At 51.4% G+C, this 12742-nt stretch carries 10 protein-coding genes; 9 read left to right on the top strand and 1 reads right to left on the bottom strand.

Going from position 1 to position 12742, the window contains the following annotated elements:
- A partial coding sequence (locus KJ869_07610; GenBank protein ID MBU1577057.1) for a BamA/TamA family outer membrane protein occupies positions 1 to 934 on the top strand: 934 nt, incomplete at its 5' end.
- 70 nt (positions 935 to 1004) lie between these two features.
- Here KJ869_07610 and KJ869_07605 read toward each other — a convergent pair.
- On the bottom strand, positions 1005 to 1427 hold the full coding sequence (locus KJ869_07605) for a hypothetical protein (GenBank protein MBU1577056.1): 423 nt from the start codon (positions 1425 to 1427) through the stop codon (positions 1005 to 1007).
- A gap of 605 nt (positions 1428 to 2032) precedes the next feature.
- Between KJ869_07605 and KJ869_07600 the strand changes: the two genes are divergently transcribed.
- The 8 genes from KJ869_07600 to KJ869_07565 all read left to right on the top strand — a co-directional run bounded on the left by KJ869_07600 (position 2033) and on the right by KJ869_07565 (position 12388).
- Positions 2033 to 2665, top strand: a complete 633-nt coding sequence (locus KJ869_07600) for a hypothetical protein (GenBank protein MBU1577055.1) — start codon at positions 2033 to 2035, stop codon at positions 2663 to 2665.
- 16 nt (positions 2666 to 2681) lie between these two features.
- Complete coding sequence (locus KJ869_07595; protein MBU1577054.1) at positions 2682 to 3980, top strand: hypothetical protein; 1299 nt, start codon at positions 2682 to 2684, stop codon at positions 3978 to 3980.
- A gap of 353 nt (positions 3981 to 4333) precedes the next feature.
- Positions 4334 to 5797, top strand: a complete 1464-nt coding sequence (locus tag KJ869_07590; protein MBU1577053.1) for a response regulator — start codon at positions 4334 to 4336, stop codon at positions 5795 to 5797.
- A 29-nt stretch (positions 5798 to 5826) separates the two neighbouring features.
- Positions 5827 to 7224, top strand: a complete 1398-nt coding sequence (locus KJ869_07585; GenBank protein ID MBU1577052.1) for a sigma-54 dependent transcriptional regulator — start codon at positions 5827 to 5829, stop codon at positions 7222 to 7224.
- A gap of 1 nt (position 7225) precedes the next feature.
- A complete protein-coding gene (locus KJ869_07580; GenBank protein ID MBU1577051.1) occupies positions 7226 to 7597 on the top strand; it encodes a response regulator in 372 nt (123 codons plus the stop codon).
- A gap of 14 nt (positions 7598 to 7611) precedes the next feature.
- Positions 7612 to 8679 (top strand): response regulator, encoded by a 1068-nt coding sequence (locus tag KJ869_07575; protein MBU1577050.1) that lies wholly within the window; start codon positions 7612 to 7614, stop codon positions 8677 to 8679.
- Between the two features lie 41 nt (positions 8680 to 8720).
- Positions 8721 to 10823 carry a PAS domain S-box protein gene (locus tag KJ869_07570; GenBank protein ID MBU1577049.1) on the top strand — a complete coding sequence of 701 codons (2103 nt, stop codon included), beginning with the start codon at positions 8721 to 8723 and terminating at the stop codon, positions 10821 to 10823.
- Between the two features lie 686 nt (positions 10824 to 11509).
- Positions 11510 to 12388 carry a response regulator gene (locus tag KJ869_07565; protein MBU1577048.1) on the top strand — a complete coding sequence of 293 codons (879 nt, stop codon included), beginning with the start codon at positions 11510 to 11512 and terminating at the stop codon, positions 12386 to 12388.
- Positions 12389 to 12742 lie beyond the last annotated feature (354 nt).

The raw sequence follows: 12742 nt of genomic DNA, 5'->3' as shown, positions 1-12742 counted from the left end.
TTTTGGGTTGGGCCGTAGAGTTGAATATAACGGGCTGGTTTCCTTTCAGACCAAGCTTCCCCTCAAAATGACCAGGGGCCGTTCCCAGATCAGTTATTCCGATCCATACTTTTATTTATTTAATAAACCGGCCAGGGGCGAGGTTTATTATGATGATTTCCGGCCCAGTTATACAGATTACCGTTTGGAGACGGTGGGTTTTAATTTTACCGTAAGCACGCCGATATCAAATGCCTTTAATATCGACTACCGTTGGAAACAGGAGTGGCTGAAACTTTCTCCCAATTGGCAGCTTACCAAGTATACTTCCGATACTTTAAGTTATAAAGGCAGAAGGTCGCTGGCCGTTGCCTCCAGCTACGAGAACCTGGATGACCCGGTGAATCCACGAAAGGGGTTAAGCAGCGATCTGGAACTGGAGTACACCGGCGGCATCATGGGCGGGGCGGAGACTTTTCAGAGGGCCGTCAATAACTGGGCCTACTACTTCAAGGCTCCAGCGCACAGATTGTCTTTTGCCTGGCGTTTCCGGTACGGGATCATCGGAGACTGGTCGCAAAGGTCCACCATCCCCAGCTACGAAATGTTCTTTCTGGGAGGCCCGTCATCGGTAAGGGGGTATGCCCTTAGTTCGATCGGCCCGGTGGACGACAAAGGCCGGGTGACCGGCGGGAGGATCATGATGTTGATCAATCTTCAGTCGGTTATCAATCTGGGCAAAAACTGGGGCTTAGCCACATTTATTGACGGGGGCATGCTTAGCAATAAGACTTTTGAGAAACAATCATTAGGAGATATGGTCTCCAGCCCCGGTTTGGGAATAAGGTATGTACTGCCTTTCGGAACCGGCCGGGTGGATTTTGCCGCCCCCGGAACCCTGATGGGACAGATAAAATACTGGAGATGGATGGTGGCCTGGGGAGAACCGTTCTGACAATAGGGTGATTGGACCATGAAAAAAGCCGCAGCTTAGCTGCGGCCTTTTTTGTTTGGTGGTAATAGACTTAAGCAGTCATGGTCTTTCTATCGACAGGCGTCGGAGGAACGGAAGGCCCCGTTATCGCCTTTTTGCAGATGATGATCTCATCCTGATATGAAGTCATGGTCTTTCTATCGACAGGCGTCGGAGGAACGGAAGGCCCCGTTATCGCCTTTTTGCAGATGATGACCCCGTCTTGATATGAGGCAGCCAGGTCAATGGGGGTGGAAAATTCGGCAGAATCGGTAGGGATCACAATGGGCCGGGGAAGATATTTTCTGAAATCAATGGCGGCGATTATGATATCGCTACCGGCAGAGGTAGAGTCAACCGGCATGACTATCGGCCTGGGTAAAAATCTTCCCCAGTTGGGGGCGGCGTAACAGGTGGTGGTTATTCCAGCGAAAATCAATCCGCACAGGGCTGTAAGTATGGCTGCTTTTTTCATTTTAGTTCTCCTTGGGTTAAGAGTTTATTTATTTTAGTTTGTTTGATCTCTGGCTTTATATATAAGCACTTGCCATGCCAAGTTGATAATTACCATGCAATATGCCTTCATGCAATATGTTATGCGTGGCGTTTGCTTTGGAGGCATTTAACCAAATAGCCATGTAGGGATGACAGATGGCTTTTAAAAGTTACTTCCCGGGGAATAATTACTCCGGCAACTAAATACAGCAATTTGTCATTCCCTCCCCGCATCTTTGTGCGGGGAGGGAATCCAGGCATGGATGCCATTCCCCCGATCGTTGTCGGGGGAATGGCATGACAACTGTATTATTGACCTATTCAATATAAGACCAGGATTTGACCGGGTACAAGTAACCACAGTTCACCACCGGACCCGATGACATAATTTTCTGGCCATGGAACTGTATAGAGACATGTATTTCCAAACACTGTCGTTTTAAAATGACAAATAATTGTTGACCAACTTTTAACCATAATCGGCAATGCAAGCAAACCCAAGGTCTTGAACAAAGCTTTTAAATTGGCACGCAAACTGCTTAATTATCAGGGTGAACAACAAATTAAACATAAGGGGAAAATAAAATGTACCACGCATCAGTAAAAAAAGCAGGTTTGATAGCAGCAACAGTATCGTTGATGTTCACCAGCATACAGTGCTCCCTGCAGAACCCGGTGGCACCATCATGGGAAACCGATATAAATGTTCCGCTTTTAACCAGCAACACTTATATCGGCGACTTTTTGGGGCTTAAGAACTCCGGCAGCAAAGATCCCTTTGTTCCGGTCATCCTGGGAGCCACCAGTATTACCGGCGGGATCAGAGAAGTCAACGTTTCGGCATTAAGCGGAATGGTAAATAACGGGGCCGTAAATTACGATCTGGAAAACCGGCTGGCGATCGGGCTGGATACGGCGGTCATATATATCAGCCGTGACCCCGCCACTGTTTATCAGGCGCCGGAAGTGGTCATCGGGCCTCTACATATAGAGGCCGCCGAGGTTGATGCCAACGGAAATGTGATTCAGGCCAGGACCACCAAGATAAATATAATCCTTACCGAAAACGAGATGGCCGTGTTAACCAATGAGTCGGGGACAGTATATGTGGGCTATTATCTGGTCACCAGTGGCACTAACGGGCTGTCGGTAAATATCCAGCCCACCGATTATCTTAAAACATCGGTGCTGGTCTCGGTGAAGACCAAGGTTAACTGACCCGCAGGATAAGACGATGAAACATTTGACGAAAATATACCTTGTGATCTTAACGGCATCGATTGCGGCATTAAATGCTTATGCTTTTGATAGTTTCGACCCCCGGACCATGGCCCAGGCAGGGGCCACCGTAGTAAGATCGCGCGGGGTGGAGGGCTCCCTGGCAAACCCGGCCAATCTGGGCCTGGAAAATAATGGCGGCCTCAATATCAAGCTGTTCCATTTTGGCGCGATGGCTGGCAATAACTCATTCAACCTGAATGATTACAACCGGGCCGCCGGGGATTTTCTGGACGATGGGGAAAAGGACGCGCTTCTTCGGGCCATTCCATCTTCGGGCTTTCGGGCCTCATCCTCGCTGGATGCCATGTTACTGGGGCTGGCTGCCGGACGGATGGCGCTGACGGTCAACCTGCGATCGGCCGAGAGCGTCTGCATACCCCGGGACGTTTTCGACCTGGCCCTTTTCGGGAACGAACTGGACAGGACCTATAGCCTGGCGGCCAGCGATATGGGGGATGCCTGGACCGTTGCGGCCACCACGCTTTCCTACGGCCAGCCTATAAAAGTAGGAGTATTCAAAAGATTATCCCTGGGCATAGGGATCAAACACCTGATGGGCATAAATTACGGGAAGGTGGGCGGTGAAATAAATTTCACCACCAGCGGATCGGGCTTTAATAATATTGGACTTATCGAGATACTGTCCGCCGGGGAAAATGATTTCGATACCAAAAAATTGAACATGAACGGGTCGGGTTTTGCCGCCGACCTGGGCCTGGCCTGCCAGCTGAACGATCACTGGTCCCTGGGAGCCTCGCTGATGAATTTAAGCAACGGAATAACCTGGAAGAACGACACCAGAAAAAGAACCCTGAACATGGATGTCAGTGAACTGACCCTGCTGGGGGACAGCATTACCGGGATGTTCTCGGGCAATGAGGTCATCGACAGGACCGATACCCTGGGAGGGATCTTCCGATCGCGATATCCGGCCGCCTTCAATGCCGGCATCGCTTATGAATCAAAATACTTCTCCGCCGAGCTGGATGTGAAAAAAGGCTTCCATAATGGTGCCGGAAGCGCCGCCCGCTGGCAGTTGGCCCAGGGGTTTGAGGTAAGGTTGCTATCATTTCTTCCGATCAGGGCTGGACTGGCCGTATTGGATAACCGGACCATTGCCTACAGCGCCGGCGGCGGGTTGAAACTGGGCTTTGTCAGATTGGATGCGGCAGCCACCAGCCTGGGGTTTCCCGGCTATAATTCCAAAGGATTTGGGGCGAGCGTTTCGGCAGGAATGGAATTCGGAAGATAGCATTCATAGCCTTAATTTAGGGTAAAAAATAAGAAAATTTGCACAATATGTCATGTTTATGTGACAATAGTCATATAGGTATGACACTTTTTTATTATTGTCGAAATCTGTGATAATTAGCTACCTCTTTGTTTACAACAGGTTAGACTAAAGTAAATATTAAGGCATAGTAAATGCATATTTATTATTACACTGGCACTATGTTTTGTCAGTTACTGCAACAATAATGCTAAAATCAGTCTTAGTGGATGACAATAAATATATTAATGTCAGCGTATTGACAGGCCAGGGTTATGGTGCTACCATGAATTATCCGACATAGATATAATTAACTTCCTTAATGGAGAGATCAAATGTCCGACGATAAATTAAAAATCCTGGTAGTGGATGACGAGGAGCAACTGAGGGATTTTTTAACCGCTGGCCTGCTGTCTTTGGGCTGCCAGGTAAAATCAACCGGCGGCGGCGCCCAGGGTTTGGAGATGATCCGGCAGGGCTTGCTGAAAGAACCCTGGGATATTTTGGTGACCGATTTGAATTTGGCCGATCAGGACGGCGTCTGGCTGTTAAAAGAGAGCAAGAAGCTGGACCCGGAACTGGTGGTCCTGATCATTACCGGCTACGGCTCCGTCGAGTCGGCGGTGGAGGCCCTTCAGCTGGGGGCGGCCGATTACATCCAGAAGCCGTTCAAGTTGGAGACCTTAAAGCTTAAGCTTGATAGGTCCTGGCAGGCGCGGCAGCTGGGCCGGGAAAACCGCCTTTTGAAGAGGGACCTGGCCCTTTACCAGATCTACGATCTGTTCATGGGAAGCCCCGACCGCGAGAAACTGCTGAACATCGCCCTGCAGTCGCTTAACCATATAATCGGGAATGCCGGAATTAAAATAAAACTGAATGACGGCACCCAAAAGAGCAACCCGGAATGGAAGGATGATTACGAACTGTACGCCCTCCAGGCCTCGCTGGAATCCAAGGGCACCAAGCACGGGATGATCTATCTGAAGCCGATGGAGGGAGAACTGACCCCGGACCAGCGCACCGGGCTGGCCCTGCTGGCAAAGAATGTTTCACTGGCGCTACAGAACCTGGAGCTGATGAACAGCTTAAAGGAAAGGATGGAACAGCTGGAGGCCCAGCGGGCCGACCTGCTGGATTCCTATAAATACGCTGTTCTGGGGGAGATCTCCTCCAGCCTGGTGCATGAGATGAAAAATCCCCTGTCGGCCATCACCCTGGGAGTGGAATATTTAGGGATGTGCATCGCCAGCGACGACAAACTCCAGAAGGCGCTGGCAAGCATCTCCAAATCGGTGGAGCGCCTCAATATGATATTGGAGAACCTGTCGCTGTATAGCAGGGGTTCCTCGGACACCAAAAGCACCGCCCTGTTATCGGACATCGTCAAAAAAGCGGCGGGGCTAGTCAATTATTACCTGGCCGGAAAGAAGGTTAAGCTGGAGGTCAACAACGGCGAGTACGAAAAACCGGTGATGGTCAATCAGGGGCAGATCCAGCAGGCGCTGGTGGGTCTGATGGTTTTTCAAAGCAAGAAACTGGACAAGGGGGGCGACCTTAAGATCGCCGTCAAACATCAGGATGATGAGATGGCGATAACCATGCACAGCCCTTCGCTGGTGATCGACCAGGCGGAACTGGCCGGGCTGATGGAGACGGCCCAGATGTCCTGGGAGCCGGGGCGGGATCTGTCCTTAAATCTGGCCCGCAAACTGCTGGAGGAGAATAATTGCCGCCTTCAGGTTAAAAGCAGTCCGGACCGGGGCACCGAATTTGAGATGAACTTTACCCAACGTCATTAAAGCATATATCATAATATTTTGAGGGAACCATGAACAAACTGCCGGATATCCGGGTGCTGGTGATAGACGATGAGGAGCCCATCCGGGAGATCCTCAGCCAGATAATCTCCAATGCCGGGTATCAGATCCAGGTGGTGCCGGACGGCAATTCGGGACTGAAAGCCATGGCCGAAGGCGATTACGATGTAGTATTGCTGGATATGCATCTGCCGGATATCTCCGGCCTGGAGCTGATCCCCCATCTCCGGGAATTGTCGCTGGAGACTTCCCTGCTCATGATCACCGGGCATGCCACGGTGGAGAGCGCGGTCAAGGCCATCAAGGCCGGGGCCTACGACTACTTGGAGAAACCCCTGCATGCCGAGAATGTGCTGCTGGCCATCAGGCAGGGGGCGGAGAGGAAAAAATTGCTGGACCAGAACCGTTACCTGCAGCAGACCCTGGACCAGCGCTACGGATTCGATAATATCATCGCCAAGAGCAAAAAAATGATGGACATCTTCGAGATGATCCGCAAGATCGCCGACACCAGCACCACGGTGCTGATCCAGGGCGAGTCCGGCACCGGAAAGGAGCTGGTGGCCAAGGCCATCCACTTCAACAGCAGCCGGAAGGGCGGCCGCTTTGTGCCCCTGAACTGCGGGGGCATTCCGGAGACCCTGCTGGAGTCGGAGCTTTTCGGCCATGCCAAGGGGGCCTTCACCGGAGCGGCCTCCTCCAAACAGGGGCTTTTCCAGGTGGCCGACAAGGGAACCATATTCCTGGACGAGGTGGCCACCATGCCGCTCAGCACCCAGGTCAAACTTTTAAGGGTCCTGCAGGAGGGGGTGTTCTATCCGGTGGGGGCCACCTCCCCGGTGGAGGTTGACGTCAGGGTGCTGGCCGCCGCCAATCAGGACCTGGACCAGGAGGTCAAGAAGGGCGTTTTTCGGCAGGATCTTTTCTACCGCCTGAACGTCATTCAGATAAACCTGCCGTCCCTGAGGGAAAGGCCCGAGGACATCCTGTTGCTAGCGCACCATTTTTTGAAAAAACACTGCGCCGATCAATCCAGGGAGATCAAGCAGTTCAGTCCCGAGGCCGCCGAATATCTGACCCGCCACAACTGGCCGGGCAATGTCCGGGAGCTGGAGAATGCCGTTGAACACGCCGTGGCGCTATGCCCCGGGAATATAATCAAGATCGGGGATATGCCGCGGCATAACCAGGCGGTGGAGCTGGATCAGGTGATATTGCCGCTGGACCGGACCATGAAGGAGGCCCGGGACATCTTCGAAAAACAATACGTCGAGGGGCTGCTCAGGATCACCGGGGGGAATGTCACCAAGGCCGCGGCCATGGCCGGCATGGCCCGCCAGAATATGCAGCTTAAGCTGAGGGATTACGGCATCAGCTCAAAAACATTCTCATTGAAAAACGGAGATTGATATGAAGAACATCCTGATAGTGGACGATGAGGCGGTGCTGGCCGAGACGATGTTGTTGATGCTGAACAGCAGTGGCTACCGGGCCTCGATGGCCGGGGACGGCCGCCGGGCAACCGAACTGATACGAAAAGATCCGCCCGATCTGGTGATCTCGGACCTGGTGATGCCGGTCATGGACGGGCTGCAGCTGCTGGAATGGATGAGGGATCACCGCAGCCTGGATAATGTAAAGTTCATGATAATGACCGGCAAGCAGAACGTGTTGGGGCCTTTGAAGCGCCATCACATTGAGGCTGACGATTCCATAGCCAAGCCGTTCAACGAAGCACAGCTTCTGACCATGGTTGAGAAGTTGATCGGTCGGCCATTCTAAAGGGGAATGATAAAATGGAACCAAGTCCCAAAATATTAGTGGCTGATGACGAGCAGATCAATTTGGAGCTGATGGAGGCGATCCTGTCCAAGCTAGGCTATGGGGTGCTGCTGGCCAGCGATGGAAACCAGGCTTTGTCCCTGGCCCTGGACCGGATGCCGGACCTGATCCTTTTGGATATAGTGATGCCGGGGCTGGACGGGTTTGAGGTGACCGGAAAACTTAAGGAAAATGATCGCACCAAGATCATACCGATAGTGATAGTATCCGGCAAATCGGAAGTGCGGGACCGGGTGAAAGCCCTGGAGGTCGGGGCCGACGATTTCTTGAACAAGCCGGTGGATCCCACCGAGTTGAAGGCCCGGATTTGTTCCCTGCTCAAGGTCAAGGCCTATAACGATCATATGGTCAATTACCAAAAAAAGCTGGAGGAGGAGGTGGCCAAAAGGACCCTGCAGCTGAAGGCCTCGCTGGACAAGATAAAATCGGCCTCGCTGGAGGCCATCTACCGGCTGTCGCTGGCCGCCGAGTACAAGAACAAGGAGACCGGGGACCATATCAAGCGGGTCAGCCATTACGCCGAGGCCATCGCCCAAAAGATGGGATTGAATAAAGCTACCATCGAGGCCATTTTATATGCCACGCCAATGCACGATGTGGGCAAGATCGGGATACCGGACCATATCCTGCTGAAACCGGGGAAGCACGATGAAAAGGAATGGGAGATCATGAAACAGCATACCACCATCGGGGCCAGGATCATGGATGGATCTGAATACGGCTTCATCAGGCTGGCCTCGGTGATTGCCATGACCCATCATGAACGGTGGGACGGCGGCGGATATCCCCGGGGATTGAAGGGCAAAAAGATCCCGCTGGCCGGGAGGATCGCCGCCCTGGCTGATTTCTTCGATGCCATGATATCAGAAAGACCTTACCGAAACGGGATCCACAGCATAGAGCATACCATCGAAACCATCAAAGAGAACAGCGGCAGCCATTTCGATCCCCAGGTGGTGGATTGTTTCGTGCAATCGCAGGAACGGATCTGCCGGATAAAAGAGACTTTCAGCCAGAATTAGCCGAACGCCGATCAAGATAAAATATTTTAAAGGCAAAATCCATGTTTACTAAAATAAAATCATTTATAATAGAATACCTGGCCATATTCACCGGAATATTGTTTGGCCTGGCATTTTGGATAGTGGACATTCTTATTGACGTCTTTATGTTCAAGGAAGGCACGTTGAAGGAAAACCTGATCTCTCCCGAGCCGATGGAAATATATTTTAGGATGATAGTGGGAACCATGTTCGTCGCTTTTGGAGTGTACAATTATTTTATATCCCTAAAGCGGAAAGCCGTTGCGAATAAACTGGCGGAAACCAACCGGGAGTATAGGGCGCTGTTCGACAACATGCTGAACGGTTTGGCCTATTGTCAGTTGATAACCGACGAACTGAACAACCCGGTGGATTTCATCTTGCTGGAGGCCAACCCGGTCTACTACAACATCACCGGCCTGACCGCCGATCGGGTGCTGGGGCAGCGGGCCTCGGCCGCCACCCCATGGATATTGAAAGGTGCCATTGACTGGTTGGACATATACGGTCGGGCGGCCCTGAAGAGCGAGGAAACCAAAATGGAGGTTTACTCAAAGCATCTGGATAAGTGGCTATTGGTTTCGGTCTACAGCCCGGCGCAAGGATTTTTTGTGACCATCACAGAGGATATCACCGAGCGAAAAAGAATCGACAGTGTCCTCCGGGAAAACCAGGAACGAACCGAGGCTATATTTGAAGCGGTACATGCCGGGATCTTGGTGATAGATAGGGAAACCCATACAATCATTTATGCCAATAAACAGGCGGCCCTAATGATAGGCGTCCCGGTTAATGATATACTTAATAGGAAATGCAACAAATTCATATGCACGGCCAGCGACGGGGCCTGTCCCATAACCGATTTGCATCAGACAATTGATAATTCCGAAAAATGTGTTATCAATGTTAAAGGGGAAATGATTCCCATTCTTAAAACCGTGACGCCAACCATCATGGGCGAACGTGAGGTGTTGGTGGAAAGCTTTGTTGATATCTCGGAACTCAAGCAGGCGGAACTGGCCCTCAACGCCGAGGCAATCCGAAGGCGCATCCTTATCGATCAGTCCCGTGACGGCATTGTCGTTCTCGCCCAGGACGGCAGCGTATACGAGTCCAACCGGCGATTTGCCGAGATGCTTGGTTTCTTGCCAGAGGAAATCAAGCAACTCCACGTGTGGGATTGGGAGTTTCAGCATACACGTGAGCAGGTTATAGATATGATTCGTAATGTTGATGAGACTGGGGACTTCTTCGAGACGCGACACCGTCGAAAGGATGGTACCATCTTTGATGTTGAAATAAGCACCAACGGGGCTATCTTTGAGGGCGATAAGCTGATTTTCTGCGTGTGCCGGGATAGTACTGAACGCAAACAAAACGAGGCCCTGCAGTCGGCCATCTATAAGATATCGGAGATCTCAACCACGGCCGAAAACCTGCTTGAGTTGTATTCCGGGATACACATGGTAGTTGACGAGATGATGAGCACCACCAATTTCTATATTGCCCTATATAACGAAAAAGAGGACCGGCTGGATTTCCCCTATTTTGTGGACGAACGGGATGCCTCCCCGGTCTCCCGCCCCCTGAAGAAAGGTTTGACCGAATATGTGCTGAGGAACAAAAAGCCCCTGTTGGCGCCGCCCATGGTCCAGAGAAAAATGGCCGATGCCGGGGAGATTGAGATGGTGGGCACCCCCTCGGTGGACTGGATGGGCGTTCCGCTTAATATCGGCAAAACAATTTTTGGGGTGCTGGTGGTCCAATCGTACCGGGAGGAGGTCAGATTCGGCGCCCGGGAGATCTCCACCCTCAATTTTATCTCCGACAATATTGCGGCGGCCATACTGCGGAAAAAGGCCGAGGACGAAAGAAAGAGGCTGGTAAAAGAGCTTCAGGAATCGCTGAACAACATCAAGACCCTCAAAGGGCTGGTGCCCATCTGTTCCTCCTGCAAGAAGATCCGCAACGACAGCGGCTACTGGCAGCAGGTGGAGGTCTATGTGGCCGAGCACACCGAGGCTGATTTCTCGCATGGCATCTGCGACGAGTGCGCCCATAAGCTGTATCCCCAGTATTTCAAGGACAAGAAGAACAAGACCCAGGGAGACGAGGTGGGCTGAATAAAGCAGGCCGCTGGATTCCCGGTCAAGCCGGGAATGACAAATGCGTAAGTTTAAAGCTAAAAGAATAAAACCCCTGTCACACTGAGAAGACCCGCTTGTCAGGCAAGTTGAATGTGTGAATAATGCGCAAGTTTAAAGTTAAAAGTTTAAAGCTTAAAGTTAGAGCCTGTCACCCTGAGACCGGCAGATAATGTGGCAAGCTGAATGGGTGGACAATGCGTAAGTTTAAAGTTGAAAGAATAATGCCTTGTCACACTGAGAAAACCTGCTTGTCAGGCAAGTTGAATGTGTGAATCTGGGATTTCAGATAGAGGATAAAGAGGATTGCCACCCGTTCAATCTGTCGGGCGGAAAGAGTTCTCAGGGTGACAAAAATAATGAAACTGATCCTTAAATTAAAACCCGTTGTGTCTTGAGAACCACTGGTAAAAATAAAATGAGTGAACCCCGAAAAAGCGGGGGTGCCTCCGTGTGAGTAAAAAAGCCTGGATTCCTGCCTACGCAGGAATGACGGTACGTTGGTTATAAGTTTAATGTCTAAAGCTGAAAGCAAAAGAATAAAAGTCCTTTGTGCTCTTTGTGCACTCTGTGGTTAAGAAGCCTGGATTCCCGGTCAAGCCGGGAATGACAAAGAAAAACATTTATATTCCGCGTTAATAAAAAGCATAAATCAGGAGAGAGCCATGCAGGAGAAAGAAACGGCCCGGATACTGGTGGTGGATGACGATGCCAACATCATCAACTTCTTCCAGGCGGTGCTGGAGGAGCAGGGATACACCGTGGCCACCGCCGGGAACGGGATTGAAGCCATCAAAAAAGTCAAGGAGTTCCACCCCGAGGTGATCCTGCTGGACGTGATCATGCCGGAGATGGACGGCTACGAGGTCACCGAGGAGCTTAAGGGCGACCCCGCCACCAGCAGCATCTCCATCATCCTGGTGACCGGCATGGACACCCTGGATGACAAGGTCCGGGGCCTGGAGGCCGGGGCCGATGATTTCATCACCAAGCCCTTCAATTTTGACGAGCTGGTGGCCCGGGTGCGCTCTTTGGTTAAACTGAAAAGGCTGCAGGACCAGTTGGCCAATCTGCAAAAGGAATTCACCCAGGATATCCTGCTGAAGCAGAAACAGAAATTGAGCCAAAATATAATCCTGGTGGTGGAGGACGACGAGCGGATATCCAAGGTCATGTCCAACGTCCTGGGCACCGGCGGCTATATTACCCACATCGTAAAGGACGGCCTGGAGGCGATGGAGTTTTTAAAAGACAACGTGCCGGACATCATACTGCTGGACCTGATGCTTCCCGGCTTGGACGGGATGGAGGTGCTGAAACGGATCCGGGAGAAGCCCCTGACCAAGGAAGTGCCGGTGATAGTGATCACGGCGGTGGATGATTTCAAGACCAAGATCAAAGGGCTGTATATAGGGGCCGACGATTACCTGGTCAAGCCGGTCAAATCCCTGGAGCTGCTGGCCCGGGTCAAGGCCAACCTAAGGAAATACCAGGCCAATAAGCTGATCCGGGACGTTTTGAAAGGCGGCGAGGCGGGGAAGTAAGCTTAAAGATCAAAGTTTAAAGCTTAAAGTTGACCCCACCCCGACCCTCCCCTAACGCATTAGGAGAGGGGGAATGACACGCAGGGCAGCGAAAGAATAAAAGCCTGTCACACTGAGAAGACCTGCTTGTTTGGCAAGCTGAATGTGTGAATCTGGGATTTCAGATAGAGGATAAAGAGGATTGCCAACCGTTCAATCTGTCGGGCGTAAAGAGTTCTCAGGGTGACAATAACAATGAATTAAAACCCGTTGTGTCTTGAGAACCACTGGTAAAAATAAAATGAGTGAACCCCGAAAAAGCGGGGGTGCCTCCGTGTGAGTAAAAAAGCCTGGATTCCCGCCTACGCGGGAATG

It is taken from the genome of Candidatus Edwardsbacteria bacterium, from assembly GCA_018821925.1.
Lineage (GTDB): Bacteria > Edwardsbacteria > AC1 > AC1 > EtOH8 > UBA2226.
The sequence above is the reverse complement of the archived record's forward strand: the minus strand, read 5'-3'. Positions and strand labels throughout refer to the sequence as shown.

Coding starts and splice junctions, on each gene's coding strand:
- KJ869_07605 (MBU1577056.1), bottom strand. CDS start 1,427: ATGAAAAAAGCAGCCATACTTACAGCCCTGTGCGGATTGATTTTCGCT.
- KJ869_07600 (MBU1577055.1), top strand. CDS start 2,033: ATGTACCACGCATCAGTAAAAAAAGCAGGTTTGATAGCAGCAACAGTA.
- KJ869_07595 (MBU1577054.1), top strand. CDS start 2,682: ATGAAACATTTGACGAAAATATACCTTGTGATCTTAACGGCATCGATT.
- KJ869_07590 (MBU1577053.1), top strand. CDS start 4,334: ATGTCCGACGATAAATTAAAAATCCTGGTAGTGGATGACGAGGAGCAA.
- KJ869_07585 (MBU1577052.1), top strand. CDS start 5,827: ATGAACAAACTGCCGGATATCCGGGTGCTGGTGATAGACGATGAGGAG.
- KJ869_07580 (MBU1577051.1), top strand. CDS start 7,226: ATGAAGAACATCCTGATAGTGGACGATGAGGCGGTGCTGGCCGAGACG.
- KJ869_07575 (MBU1577050.1), top strand. CDS start 7,612: ATGGAACCAAGTCCCAAAATATTAGTGGCTGATGACGAGCAGATCAAT.
- KJ869_07570 (MBU1577049.1), top strand. CDS start 8,721: ATGTTTACTAAAATAAAATCATTTATAATAGAATACCTGGCCATATTC.
- KJ869_07565 (MBU1577048.1), top strand. CDS start 11,510: ATGCAGGAGAAAGAAACGGCCCGGATACTGGTGGTGGATGACGATGCC.